The organism is Flagellimonas flava (assembly GCF_900129665.1).
Taxonomy (GTDB): domain Bacteria; phylum Bacteroidota; class Bacteroidia; order Flavobacteriales; family Flavobacteriaceae; genus Flagellimonas; species Flagellimonas flava.
Genome location: NZ_FQWL01000005.1, coordinates 133,135 through 149,549, shown reverse-complemented (window position 1 = coordinate 149,549; position 16,415 = coordinate 133,135). Strand labels below are relative to the sequence as shown.

9 protein-coding genes and 1 pseudogene are annotated in these 16,415 nt (G+C 42.2%); 5 read left to right on the top strand and 5 right to left on the bottom strand.

Annotation, left to right across the window (positions count from 1 at the left end; translation table 11 throughout):
- The first annotated feature begins 16 nt into the window (after positions 1 to 16).
- Genes BUC10_RS14360 through BUC10_RS14350 form a run of 3 tightly spaced genes read left to right on the top strand, consistent with a single transcriptional unit; the run spans position 17 to position 3,503 of the window.
- Positions 17 to 1,423, top strand: a complete 1,407-nt coding sequence (locus BUC10_RS14360) for a CotH kinase family protein (protein WP_073180904.1) — start codon at positions 17 to 19, stop codon at positions 1,421 to 1,423.
- 2 nt (positions 1,424 to 1,425) lie between these two features.
- A complete protein-coding gene (locus BUC10_RS14355) occupies positions 1,426 to 2,733 on the top strand; it encodes a M20/M25/M40 family metallo-hydrolase (protein WP_073180902.1) in 1,308 nt (435 codons plus the stop codon).
- The gene (locus tag BUC10_RS14350; protein ID WP_073180900.1) at positions 2,730 to 3,503 is read left to right on the top strand and encodes an aldose epimerase family protein; all 774 of its coding nucleotides are present in this window, start codon (positions 2,730 to 2,732) and stop codon (positions 3,501 to 3,503) included. Before BUC10_RS14355 ends, BUC10_RS14350 begins: the two co-directional genes overlap by 4 nt.
- Before the next feature lie 287 nt (positions 3,504 to 3,790).
- On the opposite strand, the pseudogene BUC10_RS14345 reads toward BUC10_RS14350, so the two are convergent.
- Together BUC10_RS14345 and BUC10_RS14340 are read right to left on the bottom strand one after the other, a co-directional pair.
- A pseudogene (locus tag BUC10_RS14345) lies at positions 3,791 to 5,158 on the bottom strand (exonuclease domain-containing protein); the annotation flags it as partial.
- 70 nt (positions 5,159 to 5,228) lie between these two features.
- Positions 5,229 to 6,245, bottom strand: a complete 1,017-nt coding sequence (locus BUC10_RS14340; protein ID WP_131819090.1) for a helix-turn-helix domain-containing protein — start codon at positions 6,243 to 6,245, stop codon at positions 5,229 to 5,231.
- Between the two features lie 174 nt (positions 6,246 to 6,419).
- Here BUC10_RS14340 and BUC10_RS14335 point away from each other — a divergent pair, with 174 nt between their 5' ends.
- The gene (locus BUC10_RS14335; RefSeq protein ID WP_073180893.1) at positions 6,420 to 6,899 is read left to right on the top strand and encodes a (2Fe-2S)-binding protein; all 480 of its coding nucleotides are present in this window, start codon (positions 6,420 to 6,422) and stop codon (positions 6,897 to 6,899) included.
- Between the two features lie 5 nt (positions 6,900 to 6,904).
- Positions 6,905 to 9,064, top strand: a complete 2,160-nt coding sequence (locus BUC10_RS14330; protein ID WP_073180891.1) for a xanthine dehydrogenase family protein molybdopterin-binding subunit — start codon at positions 6,905 to 6,907, stop codon at positions 9,062 to 9,064.
- Between the two features lie 50 nt (positions 9,065 to 9,114).
- Here the strand turns inward: BUC10_RS14330 and BUC10_RS14325 are convergent, their stop codons facing one another.
- The 3 genes from BUC10_RS14325 to BUC10_RS14315 form a co-directional block, all read right to left on the bottom strand.
- The gene (locus BUC10_RS14325) at positions 9,115 to 12,348 is read right to left on the bottom strand and encodes a VCBS repeat-containing protein (RefSeq protein ID WP_073180889.1); all 3,234 of its coding nucleotides are present in this window, start codon (positions 12,346 to 12,348) and stop codon (positions 9,115 to 9,117) included.
- A 100-nt stretch (positions 12,349 to 12,448) separates the two neighbouring features.
- Complete coding sequence (locus BUC10_RS14320; protein WP_165614912.1) at positions 12,449 to 14,725, bottom strand: TIM-barrel domain-containing protein; 2,277 nt, start codon at positions 14,723 to 14,725, stop codon at positions 12,449 to 12,451.
- A gap of 147 nt (positions 14,726 to 14,872) precedes the next feature.
- Positions 14,873 to 16,405, bottom strand: coding sequence for a RagB/SusD family nutrient uptake outer membrane protein (locus tag BUC10_RS14315; RefSeq protein ID WP_073180884.1), 1,533 nt, complete (start codon positions 16,403 to 16,405; stop codon positions 14,873 to 14,875).
- Between the last annotated feature and the right edge of the window lie 10 nt (positions 16,406 to 16,415).

The window sequence follows — 16,415 nt, the reverse complement described above, 5'->3', positions numbered from 1 at the left end:
TAGGGGAAAAAGAACGATGATCAAGCAACTTCAAAGCCTTATATTTTCCCTGAGACACATTGTTTTGGTTGGAATATTAGGACTGCTACTAGGGTGCAGTTCAGATAATTCGGTGCCAGATGGTGATGGTGAAAATCAGGAAGAACCTTCTATTGAACCAGAAAACAAACTACCCCATTTCAATATTGATACGGATGGTCAAGTCATTCCAGATGAGCCAAAAATAGCAGCAAATTTTTCCATAACCAAGGCCGAAGAGGTTGTCTATGAAGGAAACATGGGTATAGAAATCCGTGGCGCGTCATCCCAGTTGTTTCCCAAAAAATCATACGGTTTCGAAACTTGGGATGAGTCCAATGAAGACTTGGATGTTTCCCTCTTAGACTACCCGGAAGAAGAGGATTGGGTACTATATGCCCCCTATAGCGATAAATCTTTGATGAGGAATATGCTCATCTATGACCTCTCCCGTGATATGGGTCGGTACGCAAGCAGAACCCAGTTTGTGGAGATTTCAATTAACGAGGTCTATCAAGGCGTCTATGTCTTTATGGAGAAACTAAAAAGAGATTCCAACCGGATTGATATCAACAAACTCAAGGAGGATGAAAATACCGGGGAAGATCTTACTGGGGGCTACATTCTTAAAATTGATAAGACCGCGGGAAGCAACTTGGGTGAGGGATACAATGAGTTAAATTCTTTTGTTTCCAATTACGACCCGCCATTGGCCAGTTTTGATCAGGAAATCTATTTTTTATACGAGTATCCAGATGCTGAGGATATTACCGACGAGCAAAAGGCATACATTTCTGGCTATATGGGTGATTTTGAATCCGCTTTGGCGTCAGATGATTTCATGGATCCAGACTTGGGGTATCAAGCTTATATAGATGTGGATAGTTTTATTGATTTCTTTATCCTGACCGAGCTTTCCAACAACGTTGACGGGTATCGTTTAAGCACGTTCATGTCGAAGGAAAAAAATGAAAAACTAAAAATGGGGCCAATATGGGATTTCAATCTGGCTTTTGGAAATGCCGATTATTGTTCGGGCGGCAATACAAACGTATGGGCATACCAGTTTAATCAGCGCTGTCCGAATGATGTATGGCTGGTTCCATTTTGGTGGACCCGGTTGTTGGAAGATCCCGATTTCGTTTCAAAATTACAATCCAGATGGAGTTCTTTAAGGGCAGGTGCTCTGTCCAATCAGTCCATTGTTAACAGGATTGATGACTATGAAACCACGCTAACGGATGCTGGAGCGGTGAAAACCAACTTTGAAAAATGGCCCGTGCTGGGCATTTATATTTGGCCCAACGAGTTTGTAGGGGATAGCCATGACGAAGAACTTACTTATTTAAGAACATGGATTGAAGACCGTTTAACTTGGATGGACGGTGCAATAAATACCTTGTAACAATGAGAAAATTACCATTGATCGCGTTCCTAACACTCTTTTTTGCATTCCAACCTTTGGCGCAAGGCCAGAAATTGACTCGGACAGAAAAAAAGATTGTCAATACAGTTTCCAAAAACAATGACGAGGCCAGAACTTTTCTGGAGCAAGTAGTCAATATAAATAGTGGTACGCTAAATGCAAAAGGGGTTAGGCAAGTGGGCATGGTTTTTAAGGAGGCCTTTGATAACTTGGATTTTAATACCCGCTGGGTCGGGATGCCGGAAGAGATGAACAGAGCTGGACATCTGTTTGCAGAAATATCCGGAAATAAAGGAAAAAAACTATTGCTTATTGGCCACTTGGATACTGTTTTTGAGGAGGATAGTCCCTTCCAAAAGTTTAAAATGGTGAACGATAGTATGGCCCATGCTCCTGGTGGCAACGATATGAAGGGTGGGGACGTGATTGTCTTGTATGCCTTGAAAGCACTGCATGAAAATGGGCTTTTAAACGACGCCCAAATTGTTGTAGCCTTTACAGGAGATGAGGAAAGTACTGGAAAACCACTAACGGTTAGCCGTAAAGATTTAATTGAGGCCGCGAAACGAAGCGATATAGCACTGGGCTTTGAAACCTCCACAGGGTTCAATTATGCCACAGTAGCTCGAAGAGGCGCATCGGGATGGGCTGTGGAAGTGGAAGGAAAAAGGGCACATTCCTCAGGAATATTCAGTGAAAGAACCGGAGCCGGGGCCATTTTTGAAATGTCACGTATCCTACATCAATTCTATACAGATGTCAAAGGAGAAGATCTATTAACCTTCAATCCGGGAACGGTGTTGGGCGGAACTTTTGTGAATTTTGACCCCATGACCAGCAAGGGCGATGTTTTTGGTAAGGGAAATGTGGTGGCCCAAAAGGCAATGGCAAGGGGTGGTCTTCGATTCATTTCAGAAGAACAAAAAGAAAGGGCACGTGAGAAAATGAGGGAGATTGTTGCCAATAACCTCCCCAAAACATCCGCTAGTATATCCTTTACGGACAGTTACCCAGCCATGGGGCCTACCGAGGGAAATCATCAACTGTTGGGCACATTGAACCAGGTTAGCTTGGATTTGGGCCAAGGGGAAGTATTGGCCTATGATCCAGGTAAACGTGGAGCGGCTGATGTATCCTTTGTGGCCGAATATGTTGATTGTTTGGACGGACTTGGTACTATGGGAACTGGGGCACACACCCCCGAGGAGACGGTGAATTTGAATACGATAGAAGCCCTTACCAAACGCACGGCAATACTCATTTACAGATTGATCAATACCAAATCATGATACACTTACGACTTGGAGAATGTAAGGTCTCCTTGGACCAAGGGGAATTGGTAAGCTTTAAACATCTGGAACATGAGTTTATCCATCAGAAGGGGAGTCCAGGATGGCGTAGTGCCGACACGGAAATGTTCCCGATTATAGGCCCCGTAAACGAGGCCAATTTTAGGGTAGAAGTACCAGAAGGGACCGCAATACAAGATCAGCATGGCTTGCTTCGGGAACTTGACTATGTATTAGAGGATAAATCCGATGTCCATGTCGTTTTCAGCAAGACTTATGTTGCTGGTACAAAGGTGAAAAATTCCAAATTTCCAGCTAAATCCACCGAAGAATGGCTATCCTGGCCCTACAGTTTTAGTTTTACAAAACGTTTTGATTTAACGGAAAATCAGCTGGAGATTTCCTTTTCCATTTCGGGAGTGGTAGGTATGCCGTTTATGCTGGGTTACCATCCTGCATTTAAAATTCATACGGACACTCCCATAATTTTGGCATCAGGAAAGGAAATTACCTTGGATGAGGTTTTGGCCGTTGGAAGTAGGGCATTGCAGGTAGAAGACTGCGAATTGATTACCTTAAAGGATAAAAGGAATATCCATATTAAAACCGAAGGCTTCGGTCACTTTATGTGCTGGACGGAAGTCCGAAACATGGTATGCATAGAACCAATTTCGTTTTATCCCTATGCCGTTGCACAAAAGAATCTACATGAAGGATTTCTGGAACTGTCTGATCAAGAAACAGTTTTCAAGACGATTTTAAAGGTCTAGTTTTCGACAAACTGTTCGAAATGAAACGATTACTTTGCCTCTCGTATCTTATTTCTTACTAAATTTAGATAGGTGAAAGCCTATATGTTTGGCTTACAGCGTTCTTTTCCATGGGAAACATTAAGAATTCCTGCTTCTGGAATTCCGGTATGGGGGCTTACTCGATTGAACAATAACCAGTCATGGATATTATTTTACCATATATTGTATTTGGAGCCCTTATACTAGTAGCTTGGATTGTTTTTATGGTTAAAATGTTTCGAAGAATTAAAAAGTGACCTAATAACTTAAAGCACAAAAGATTCCAACCTAGGTAAAAGGGATTCGACAATACGTTGGGCTTCCACGGTGTTTTTTTGGGGAATGATATAGGCTTCAATATCCGCCAAGGACGATACTTCGAGCTCCCTGTTGATGAATCCATAACCCCTGTAGATTCCCTCCGAAATCAAAACCACAGCATTTTCCTCAGGTTTGCGACCCTTTTCCCTTATAATGCGGACCTCACTTTGTGCAGATTTAATACTTGCAATGGCTTGGGTAACCTTTTTGTTATAATGGGCCACAGTTTCTTTTGATGTACAGATACCTTCACAGCTTGTAATTGAATGATGGGAACAAGCCGTATTGGTCTGTTGTAAGTGACAGTACTTTGGACAAAGTAAGAACGTCTTGCAAAGCTCCTCCAAAAAAGCACGGCAATCCGTTTGGTTGTAAAAGACTTTGATGGGGTTTGGAATTCCTTTTATGGAATTATAGGCCAGATGTATGATTCCATTTCTATCTTCATATGCAAAAAGCGCATAGCGTTTGGAAACCCTTTTTTGGGCGCTGTTGTATGGTGGGAAAAGCCTCTTGATTTCGGCGGACTCCATCAATAGCGCCACCAACTCACTCCCTGAAAGTTTAAAATCAATATATGCAGTTTCACTACACATTTGTGTTTCTTTACTGCTTTTGTCGTAAAAATGACCTAGCACTCTTTTCTTAAGGTTGATGGCTTTTCCAACGTAAATAATCTCTCCTTTCTGGTTCTTAAAATAGTATATGCCTGGTTGTTCAGGGATGGCATCAAAAACCGATTTGGGCAAATGGGGCGGAAGCGTAGCTTCTTGGCTTCTGGCATTCAAGAATTTTTTGATGATATCTTCTGAACCCTCCAAATTGACTAATTTTTCAAACAGCAGGGTAGTAGCGTGGGCATCACCTCTGGCCCGATGCCTGTTTTGCAATGGTATTTGTACCGCGGAGCATAATTTTCCAAGGGAATAGGACCGCAATCCCGGAATTAGTTTCCTGGACAGTCGGACCGTGCAGAGTTTTTTGCGAATGAAGTCGACTCCTATTCGCCGAAATTCCTCTTTTATGACACCGTAATCGAAGTTAACGGCGTGGGCCACAAAAATACAATCCGAGGTAATGGCTTGAACCTTGTCTGCAATTTCTGAAAAAATGGGTGCTTGTTGCACCATTTGGTCATCAATCCCGGTAAGTCCAGTGATAAAACTTGGAATGGGAGCTTCGGGATTCACAAGGGACGTAAACTCATCCACAATCTGAACCCCATCAAACTTAAAAATGGCTATTTCCGTAATCTTGTTGCCTTTGATTCCGTTTCCAGTGGTCTCTATGTCGATTATCGTGTACAATTCCCTAACTAGTGAGCCTTGAAATTAGGAATTATGGAAACCGCTTACAAATCATAATCGTAACAAGTCTGGTAAATCAATCCAACATATGGTTCTTGGCCTCATATTCTTTTCGGAAAGCTTGCGGGGTAAGACGGGTTTGTTCCTTAAAAGCTTTGTAGAGGGAAGCAGTACTTGAAAATCCAACTTCTTTGGCAATGACCTCTATTTTGGAATTCGCATCCAAGTCTTTGAGCCTAGTCTTGACTTCCGAAACCCTATAGGCATTTACAAAGGCATTGAATTTTGTGTTCTTATGTTCTTTGATGGCTTGGGAAACCAGGTACACGGGATGGTTCAACTCTTGGGCTACGGTGGCCAATGTTAATCCCTTTTTGCGATAGATTTTTTGTTCATCAAATAACTGTCCAATGTCCTCAATAATAACGGCCAATGCATCTGGTCGTACCTTTTTGGACTTTGATTCCGCGGATTTAAGAATGGTTCTATCCCTTAAGATCATAAAATTGATACAGTACAGAATAATTAAGGTTAGGATGGTCCCAACGGTATAGGATTGAATCGTACCTATAAAAATATGAGAGGTGAAAATAAGACCGATTAGACCGATGCTAGTACCAAAAAGTAGAAATCGTCTTTTGTTTCCTTGCCATTTTCCCAATCTAAAAAGTAGGAAACTGGCAGCGATGTAAAGCACAAGAATAATCGCTCCAGCGTTGAACAGGGGCAACAATGGCCAACTTGGATTGGCAAATGTGCTTATGAAAACAAAGATTATGGATGGGATATAATGCAGATAGTCCATTTTTCTAATCTTGTTGGGTCCGCTGGATAAGGTATAGAGCCAGAAGGAAGGCCCAATGGCCCACAGACCTGCAATAGCTATCCAAACGGACCAAGTGGGAACCATCGCAAAGAGATAGTAAAAGTAGGTTTTGGAAAGTCTTAAGGTAAGTGCCAGAAGCATCAGGCTTAAAAAAAATGCGGGGAGAAATCGCCTTTGACCCCTTATTAAAATGTAGAGACTTAGAAAAAGCCCCTGTGCAATGGCAATTCCACTTACGATAACGATAACCAGTTTCCAAATATTCATTCGATATGCCTTGTGTCTATGATTTGTTTCAGATTCCAAGAATCTGAAAATAGTAATTGATGAAAATGGACCTTCAATGTTCGCAACACACTAATTTGTGGGCATCATTCATAGGTCAAAAACGAAAAGCATTCTGCTCAAATATATAAGATTAATCAGCTCTCAATTTTTTTTATGAAAAATTTAATGATAAACGGAAAACCCCATTCGGTGGAAGCTCCCGATACCATGCCTTTGCTTTGGGCACTTAGGGATTTGTTGGATTTTAATGGAACCAAATACGGTTGTGGCAAAGGTTTGTGTGGTGCATGTACGGTTCATGTGAATGGTGAGGCGGTACGCTCATGTGTAACACCGATTTCCTCCTTACAGAATAAAGAGATTACCACCATTGAAGGAGCGGATGGGAATACTCTTCTGAAAACGGTGCAGGAAGCTTGGTACGACGAGGACGTTCCACAATGTGGATATTGCCAAAGTGGCCAAATTATGAACGCTGCCGCCTTCCTTTCCAAGAATAAGAATCCTGATGATGACGCCATTAATACCGCTATGAACGGAAATCTTTGCAGGTGTGGCACCTATGTTAGGGTTCGAAGGGCGATAAAGAAAGCTGCCGAAAAAATCAATGGGGAACAAGGATCAGAAAACTAGCAATCATGGAACGTAGAAACTTTTTCAGAATAACTTCACTGGCTGGAGGAGGCCTTTTATTGGGAACCTATCTTCCCTTTAGTTGTACAACTGTTGATGAAAGCATCGTGGATTGGGAACCAAATTTTTTCATCCGAATAGGTTCTGATAACACCATTACCTTCATTTGCAGTCAATCTGAGTTGGGACAGGGTACCTCTACAGGATTGGCCATGGTGGCAGCGGATGAATTGGGAGTATCCATGGATAAACTGAAGCTCGAATTTGGACCCGGCAGTTCTGAGCGCTATGGTTACCTGCAAGATACCGGTGGAAGCAATGGACTTCGGATGGTTTGGCAGTCTCTGCGGGAAGCTATGGCCACGACGCGGGGAATTTTGGTTCAGGCAGCGGCGCAGAAATGGAATGTGGCACCAGAGGAATGTTATTGTGAAGATGGACATATTCACCGCAAAGACCTGAATGAAAAACTACCTTTTGGAGCCGTTCTTGACATAGCCTCTACCTTACAGGCACCAAGGGAGATTCAATTAAAAGAACCTTCGGAATTCAAGTATATTGGGAAACCGGTCAAAGGGGTGAAAACCAAATGGGCCACAGCCGGGACCACCCCATACTCCATTAACACCAAACTGCCAGACATGGTTTATGCCGCCATTGAAAGATGCCCTGTATGGGGAGGAGAACTAGTGTCTTTTGATGGGAGTAAAGCCTTGGAAATTCCCGGAGTTGTTGATGTGATGGAAGTGGAGCCCACAGAACTACAACAGGAAGATTATAGAGGTGGAGTGCGGCCTGGGGTGGCCGTATTGGCAACAAGCACTTGGGCAGCCTTTGAAGGAAAAAAGGCCTTGGAGATACAATGGGAAATGGGGAAGAACGGCCTTAAATCCAATGATGACATTAGAAAGGAATTGGAAGCCGATTATCAAACCAAAAGCGAAGTCGTTGCCAATCTTTATGATGCTGAAAAACTGTTTCCCAGAGGAAGAAAATACATTTCTGGAACCTACGACTCCCCATTTCAAGTGAACGCGTGCATGGAACCCTTGAATGCAACAGCCTATCATCAGGGACATAAACTTGAAATCTGGGCAGGAACACAGGCTCCCCAACTCACCAGGGAACGAATCGCAGAACTTACCGGTCTACCAGAGGCGGCCATAAAGGTGAACAACCAGCCCTCAGGTGGTGGATTTGGGCGGAGATTCTTTTGTGATTATGTGGAAGAGGCCGTCATCCTTTCCGAAAAACTTCGTAAGCCGGTCAAGGTAACATGGAGCCGTGAAGATACTTTCCTTACCTCAAAATATCATCCACTTTGCAAGGATTATTGGGAGGCAGCTTTGGATGCCAACAATTTTCCAGTTTCCATCAGGTATCGCGGTTCTATCAACCGACCAGGCGCATACCGCTGTTATCCCTATAGCATTCCCTTTATGAGCCATAGCTATTTAAAATACAAGGAGGGAAGACTTTTGCCACGAGCTTCCTGGCGTAGTGTCTTTGCACATCCATGGGGTTTGGGGATGGAATGTTTTATGGACGAGCTGGCCCACAATGCTGGAAAGGACCCCCTTCAATTTAGACTAGAGGTATTGAAGAACGCGGAAATTCAGGAACAAAAACAATGGCCTTGGGTTGGTAGCGATCTCTATCCGAAAAAGTTGCACAATACCCTGGAATTGGTAAAAGAAAAATCAAGTTGGGGGAGGTTAAGGACCAATGGGATTTTTCAGGGAGTATCGGCTATGTGTTACAATGGAAGTTATTGTTCCATGGTGGCCGATATTTCTGTTCGCGAAGGGAAGATTCAGGTTCATAAATTCACTGCAGTCATAGATTGCGGGTTGGCCATAAACCCAAGTCAGGTGAAAGGGCAGATTGAGGGCAGTATCATGTGGGGTTTAACGGCATTATTAAAAACGCCTATCACGGTAAAAGAAGGTGTTGTGCAGGAAAGCAACTATGATTCATACGATTTATTACGAATGCAAGAAGCTCCTGATGTGGAGGTGCATATTGTGGAAACTCAGGATACACCTAGTGGAACGGGCGAAGTGGGAGTGCCCGGAGTAGCCCCGGCAGTGTTGAATGCCATTTTTGCCGCAACCGGAAAACGCATTAGGCAATTACCTGTAACAGAGGAATTGTTGATGGTGTAGGCAACTTCTAAAATTAATTATTGATGACAAAGGATTTGTCAAAGTCTTTTTTATGGCCGGTGCGCTAACAATTTTAGAGATGAATTGTTGGGGGCCACTAAAATTCCAGTTCCTTCTTCCCCAAGGGATATAGCTTTCATTTTCTTTACATCTGAATTCAATAAAACACCACTTTTATTACAAGGGACGGGTTCAAAACCAAAATCGCCCCTGCCTTTTAACAATAGACCAATGCTGGCATCATTTCTGGGTGTTTCCACTTCTGATTGATATAGATTTCCAGCAATTAATATATCTGCATTCCCGTCCTCATCAAAATCCTGCACTTGTATGGCGTTTATGGATGAGATTTGTGCAGAATTGGGCAATTGATGCATCTTAAACTTCCTTTCCCCAAGGTTTTCCAAACAGATGGATGCAAAGGTATATGCCGATTTATGCAGAGCTTTCTCCAATTTATCTTGCCCGTATACCTGCAAAAGATTAGCGGAACCAAAACTATGGTAGGTTGGAAATTTCTTTTTGATAAAGGGCATTTGTTGGGAAGAGCACTCCCTTCCCCGCAATGGAAAGAGGTTCCCCTCATTATAATATCCAAGAACCACATCGTTGGTTCCGTTGTCGTCAAAGTCTGTGGCATAGACCTCAAACGGTGCTTCATGAGAAGCTTTATACTTGTAATTTAATCCGAGGTTTCCCACGACATAGTCCATATCACCATCGTTATCCATGTCAGCTTGTGCGATACTGTTCCACCAGCCCTCGGTTTTGGAAAGTATGCGATTCTCCTTGGTTAATTTTCCTCTATCATTTTTAAAGAATTGGATACTGGTCCATTCCCCTACCACAATAAGGTCGGTTTGTCCATCCGAATCAAAATCCGTCCAAATGGCGTCCGTTACCATTCCGGCTTCGGAAAGCTCTGGGGCTACTTTTGGGGTTACATCTTCAAAAACACCGTTTCTGTTTTCTAATAGTAAGCTTGACTCCGAGAAGGGATACTTTTGCGGGTGTAGTCTACTTCCAACAAATAAATCCAAATCTCCATCTTGGTCAAAATCAAAAGGTTTTGCACAGCTTCCACTGATGGAAATTTTTGGAAGACTTTTAAAATCACGATCAAAACGTCCACCTGTATTTAGATAGAGCCGGTCTTGGTAGTAATGATGGCCCTGTTTCCATTCGTTGCCCCCACTTACGATGTACAAGTCAAGGTCTCCGTCATTATCCACATCAAAAAAAACGGCATCCAGATCTTCTTGTATGGCATCGGATTGCCAAGGTTGGTTTGTTGAACGGGCAAAAGTGCCAGAAGCATCTTGTGTGTACAGTGCACCAGGCTTTCCTGACGCTCCGCCTACATAAAAATCCTCAAGACCGTCGCCGTTAATATCGGCAACCGCTAGTGCAGGTCCAAACTGTGACATTTTATGGGGAAGAAGACTTTCGATGGCAAAATCATCATAAAGGTTCTCTTCGTGCTTAAAATCAATTTTAGCTGATGAAACTTCCGAAAAAATGGTGACTGGCAAGTTTTTAGGGACGGGAGCTGGAATAGTAGCTCTATTATAATCTACGCTAAAAACTTGATTGGCTTTTAGGTCATGCATTACACTTACTTTGTCGTCTGGCCATGTAATGACGACCTTTTTGATATTCGAAATATTTGACAGGCCGAAATGAAGTTTAGATTCAACCGAAGACTGGTATCCCCGGGTTGGATAGTTTTCCAAGAACTGGGTTCCTTCTGCTGTCTCAATGTGAACTTTTGTTCCAATCCCAAACTTATTTTTGGAGCTCCCGATGAGTTGAAATTGTATGAAGTTTTGCTCTGAGTTGTTTTTTAGAATTATAGCCTCTTCATCAATATTGTTCACCACTAGATCTAAATCACCGTCCAAATCCAAGTCGGAGTAAGCGGCCCCATTCGAGAAAGTGGGACGATCTATTCCCCACTTTGATGATGTTTTGGTAAATGTTAGGTCCCCATTGTTTTTAAAAAAGTAGTTCTGCGTTTTCCGTTGAGGTGTTTTGTGTACCAATTCCTCAATGACTTTTGGCATATTTTCACCATTTTGCTGTGCGAGCTTTAAGCGTTCCAACTTGTATTTTTTAAAGTCATTGTTTCTAAAATCCCTTTTTAAGCCATTGGTTACAAAAAGGTCTTTTAGTCCATCATTGTCAAAATCCGCAAACAAGGGTCCCCAACTCCAGTCGGTACTTGAAACATTTGCCATTTGACCTATTTCACTGAATTTTCCGCCACCTTGGTTAAGTTGAAGGGTATTATACATGTATTGGTAATGAAAGCCATGGTCAACTGCATGATTGAAAGCTTTTGGATTCATACCGCTCATGCTGGTCTTTATACCGTAATTATCTTCTGCAACCATATCCAATGAAAGAATTTCCGGCAGTCCATCGTTGTTTATATCCGCCATATCGGTGCCCATGGAAAAATTGGAAACATGACCAATCGCAGATTTTAGACTTTCGGAAAAAGTACCATCCCCATTGTTGAAATACAGGTAATCTTGTTCAATATAGTCGTTGGCCACATAGATATCTGGCCAGCCGTTGTTATCAACATCCCCAATGGAAACACCTAGCCCAAATCCAAGGGAATTGCTTACAATTCTGGCTTGTTCAGATATATCTGTGAAATTTTCACCATCATTTCTGTATAATTTATCCCCAACAAGTTCATTTGAATCTTTTTTGAACTCCTCGGGGTTATCGGTATTTATCGGACTCACATTATGATTGAGCAGGAACATATCCAAATCCCCATCTTTATCAAAGTCAAAAAAAGAAGCTTGTGTGCTATAACCATCAAAGTCAAGCCCAAATTGTTCCGCCCTTTCTACAAAAGTGCCATTTTGGTTGTTGATGTATAATAGATTCTTTCGGTCCTTGGATTTTCCTTTTCCAGATTTACAGACATATATATCAAGCCACCCATCGGCATTTACGTCTGCCATGGTTACTCCAGTGGTCCATCCAAAACTTCCCATTACACCGGCTTTTACCGTGATATCCTCAAATGTAAAATTGCCCTTGTTCTTGTACAGTTTGTTTTCCATCAGATTGGCGGTGAAATAGATATCTGGTAGTCCGTCATTGTCCACATCACCTACGGCCACGCCCCCTCCGTTGTAAAAATATTCATAGACCATACTATTCATGGCACTGCTTTCAGGAATCTCATTGATAAACTGAATTCCTGAAATGGAACTGGGAATTTCAGTAAATAGTTTCTCCGTTTTTGGGGTATTTTTTTCCATCTTCTCCTTGCAGGAAACGCATGCGAAGAAAACTAGAAGTATAATTTTGACTAGACTTGGATTTGTATGTTGAGACGAATTCTTTGGCATTTGATGGAATCTATTTGAATACAATGACGGTAGCCTCATTAGTAAGGGTCTTTAACGTTACTTCCTTAAAGGCATCGTTTAGCGCCAAACCGGTGGCTTCGATTCTTGAAGGAACCCCAAACACTAAGTTAGTGCCTTTGGATGAAGCTGACCGATATTTGTTATCCAAGTCCAGCACCCGTATTTTCCATAATCTATTCGCCAATTTGTTCTGAAAATCACCCTCGATGGCACCTATGGTCAGTTTTAAATTGTTACTTACCGGGTCCATTTCCCAATGAACTTTGGTTTTGCCATATTCCCCTTCTTGATAGGCTATTGATTGGGCATCGTCCTCATAAATCGTAGTTTCCCCCTTTTGTCCGGGGTAAATCTCCAGCCAAAGTACTTTTTCCTGTTCTCCCGGTACAATCCAGTTTCGATTTTTTCCATAGACCAAAGTAGCGCCTTCAGGAATCAGTAAAGGAAGTTGATCTGGATTACTGGAGTCATAATTAATGATTTGCCCTCCCTCATACTTTTTTTTAGACCAGAAGTCGTACCACCCTGATTTTTTGGGAAGATATATCTGGTGTTGTAAACCATCGTGATATACAGGAGCTACCAACAGCGAGGACCCAAACATATATTGATAGGGCCATTGGTTTCTATTGCATTTTTCATCCTCCCGATATTGAAGCAACATAGGTCGTGTAATGGGCATGCCGCTCAGGTAATTTTCATACGCCAATGAGTAAATGTAAGGGAGGAGTCGATAGCGCAATTTGCGATGTCTTCGAATGCTTTTTTCCGCTGTATACTCCCCAGCTTTCGCAAGTCTTTCTGAATTTTCTTGATTCTTTGAGGTTACTAGTGAACGTTCGATTACAATGCGTTCTTTCCATTGGTTTATGTCTGAGCTAACGGACCAAGGTTTGAGATTATGTGATCGGGAAACACTTAAAAAATCCACAAACTGATTCATTCTTGCCTGAATTAATGGGGTTTTTCCATATACATCCCAGGTAAGGTTTGACATGCCCTTCATGGCACCATGAGTGTTGGTAATCGCATTGATTTGCCATTTCATTTCAGACCAAGTGAAATCAGAATCCCCTACCCATCTAAAAGGGTATCTTCGTTGTCCTATCATGGCATTCACGGGAAGCTGTGTGTGTTCACCGCCCCAGGGGTTGGTTTCCTGCATCCGTCTGCACCCCATGAACAATACGCGTTTATCTGCACCTATGTATTCCTGGGTGCCATTCCAGATTTCTGCATCAGAAATATTGTTTCTTCTTGTGTCTTGCCAAGTACCGGCAATACCCATATCCAGTTTTTCCTTATATCTTTTCCACCAGAGGTCTTCTTCAAACAATGATTCTGTCCATCCATGGTTTTCCCTATTTGGATGATTGGGTGCATTATGGTGAATGAGCATTAGATCTAGATTCATTTTTTTTAAGGAATCGATCATTTGATTTGCAGAAAGTGGATGGGTATAGTTCTCGGACCAATCCAAGCTACTTCCCCATGTAATTTCCTTATCACCAATACAGGCATCTCCCCAACCAAAATCAAGAATTAGATTATCGCAAGGGATGTCCCTCTCCCGGAACATTTGTGCGACTTCCATAAAGTCGTTCTGGTTGCCAGAGCAGGATAGATGCTGGGTTTGGAAAAACCCATACCCTTTTTTAGGCAAAAGTGGCTCAGGACCCACTAAATCATTGAATTGTGAGAAAATGGTTTGGTAGTCTGGTCCATATATGAAGTATTCGTCTTTAATCAAGCTGTCCTTGATAAAAATGTCTGAATAACTATTTGACTCTTTGTTGTAAAACCAATGGGAATATCGACTGTTCAGGTTGAATTCATTGAAAGCACTAGCATTGTCAAATTTGGAATAACCATCTCGGAACATACCATATATGGGGCCTTCGGATGGATAAACATGGACATCTGCGGCGTCACGTATTTCCCATTTCAAGTCTTTTTTGTCAATTAATAGGGTAAGGCCCGAAGTTTTAAGGATATGGTTCATCTCCGTTTCTTCATAGGTGCATTCTACCTTTTTCCAAGGTTCTTTATGACCATTTAGAAATGGAATTTCGTATTGAACAGGAAACTTTTCACCTTGAAGTCCGGAAATACGAAAACGGAACATTTTGGGTGAATAAAATGAGATTTCGATGGAATCTCCTAAATAGGCCTTAGTGGCATATCCATCATATCGAATGTTATTGCCACCGGAACCACACCCTATAAGAAAAAGGGCCAAGAAAAGCTGATATAAAAGGGTTTTCATATGTTGCGACGGTGTTTTGTGAATTACTGTTTGATTGATCATGATACTATAAAAAACCACCTAGGAAACCAGGCAAATGGTCCTAGGTGGCACGTGACGCAACTTAAATACGAAACTAACTCAAACTGCTAACTAAACATCTTTAACCTACCACCCAGGATTTTGATCTAGGTTTTCATTGATGTTGATTTCCTGAAGTGGTATCGGATAGAGTATGTGTTTATCTTGAAAGTTCTCAGCGAATGGTTTGCCATGATCTTCAAGGGTCGTCTTTATGGATTCTGTGGCGGTACTTCCCCGTTGCCATCTGTAGAGGTCAAACCAACGAATACCAAATTCCATGGATAGCTCTACGGGCCTTTCATGGTGTCTTATTTGGGTTCTCAAATCGCTTTGTGACATCGCTGCCAGTGGTACTGCTCCGCCTCGTTCCCTCACTTTATTTATCTCAATGATGGCTTCGTCCGTTTTTCCATTTTCATTAAGAGCCTCCGCATACATCAATAGCACATCGGCAAATCGAATAATGGAAATGTTGGTACCGTTGTAAAAGTTGGTATCCTCATTAAAGGAATACTTTTTAAAATATTTTGGATGATTCAAATCTCCCGCCGCATCAGTATACGCTACATTATCATCAATGTCCCTGCTATACATTTCTGACCCTGGGTCATCAAAGAAAATACTTGCATAAACACGATCACTGGGATCACCCTCGGTATTTAGGTCCGTTCGCATTTCATCTACCAACCACTGGGAAGGATAAAACAGTTCCCATCCACCAAAGGCATAGGGTGATACCTCAAAATTAAAAACTTGACGCTCGTCATTACCGTTGGATCTATCTCCTGTAAACTGAATTTCAAAAACACTTTCACTGCCGTTTTCTGCGCTTCCATTAAAGTTGTCCTCATAGTTTTCCAATAAGGCATAGTCCATGGCCAATACTTCTGCCAGTTTGGTTTCTGCTTGAGCCCATTTCTCTTGAAATAGATAGGCCTTTCCCAAAAGGGCCTTTGCAGCTCCCTGTGTGGCTCTCCCGAGCCATTCACCGGAATGTTCTACAAGCATGGCACCTTCGGCTTCGGTTAGATCTGTCTCAATTTGAGCCCAGATTTCGGCTGGAGTCACCTGATTCGGGAAAAGATTGTCAGGATCAACCTCATAGGAAGTAACCAATGGGACATTTTCAAAACCCGTGACCAACCAAAAATAATAGTAAGCCCTTAAAAACTTAGCCTCCGCCATGATTACATCCTTACTTTCTTGAGAAAGGGCCTCCATATTGGGTACCTGAAGCAAAATCTGATTGGCTCTGCCAATTCCTGCATAGGCACTTCTCCAGATGTTAAAAGGCCCACTTTCTTCCGTGGTATTGGTAAAACTGGCCAAAGACCTGCTATAGGTTTCGGCAGTGTTGTTGACCATCTCATCCGCTTTGTAGGCCATAGCGGTGTAAATCTCCTCAAAAAATGCCCATTTACTTCCACTGGAACTATGTAAAGCGGCGTAAGTGGCGGTTAGCGCTTGAAGGGCATGATCTTCCGTTTGCCAAAAACTGGACTCGGTAAGTACTTCCCTATTTTCAACTTCTATGAAATCATCACTACAGGAGTAAACACCCATCAGGGCTAAAACTGCAATGAGCGTATACTTGCTCTTTTTTATAATCTTGATCATTATAGTTTCA

Bases quoted from the DNA above. Each gene is read 5' to 3' on its own strand.
- BUC10_RS14330 (WP_073180891.1), top strand. From the start codon at position 6,905: ATGGAACGTAGAAACTTTTTCAGAATAACTTCACTGGCTGGAGGAGGC.
- BUC10_RS14360 (WP_073180904.1), top strand. From the start codon at position 17: ATGATCAAGCAACTTCAAAGCCTTATATTTTCCCTGAGACACATTGTT.
- BUC10_RS14350 (WP_073180900.1), top strand. From the start codon at position 2,730: ATGATACACTTACGACTTGGAGAATGTAAGGTCTCCTTGGACCAAGGG.
- BUC10_RS14320 (WP_165614912.1), bottom strand. From the start codon at position 14,725: ATGAAAACCCTTTTATATCAGCTTTTCTTGGCCCTTTTTCTTATAGGG.
- BUC10_RS14315 (WP_073180884.1), bottom strand. From the start codon at position 16,405: ATGATCAAGATTATAAAAAAGAGCAAGTATACGCTCATTGCAGTTTTA.
- BUC10_RS14355 (WP_073180902.1), top strand. From the start codon at position 1,426: ATGAGAAAATTACCATTGATCGCGTTCCTAACACTCTTTTTTGCATTC.
- BUC10_RS14335 (WP_073180893.1), top strand. From the start codon at position 6,420: ATGAAAAATTTAATGATAAACGGAAAACCCCATTCGGTGGAAGCTCCC.
- BUC10_RS14325 (WP_073180889.1), bottom strand. From the start codon at position 12,348: ATGGAAAAAAATACCCCAAAAACGGAGAAACTATTTACTGAAATTCCC.
- BUC10_RS14340 (WP_131819090.1), bottom strand. From the start codon at position 6,245: ATGAATATTTGGAAACTGGTTATCGTTATCGTAAGTGGAATTGCCATT.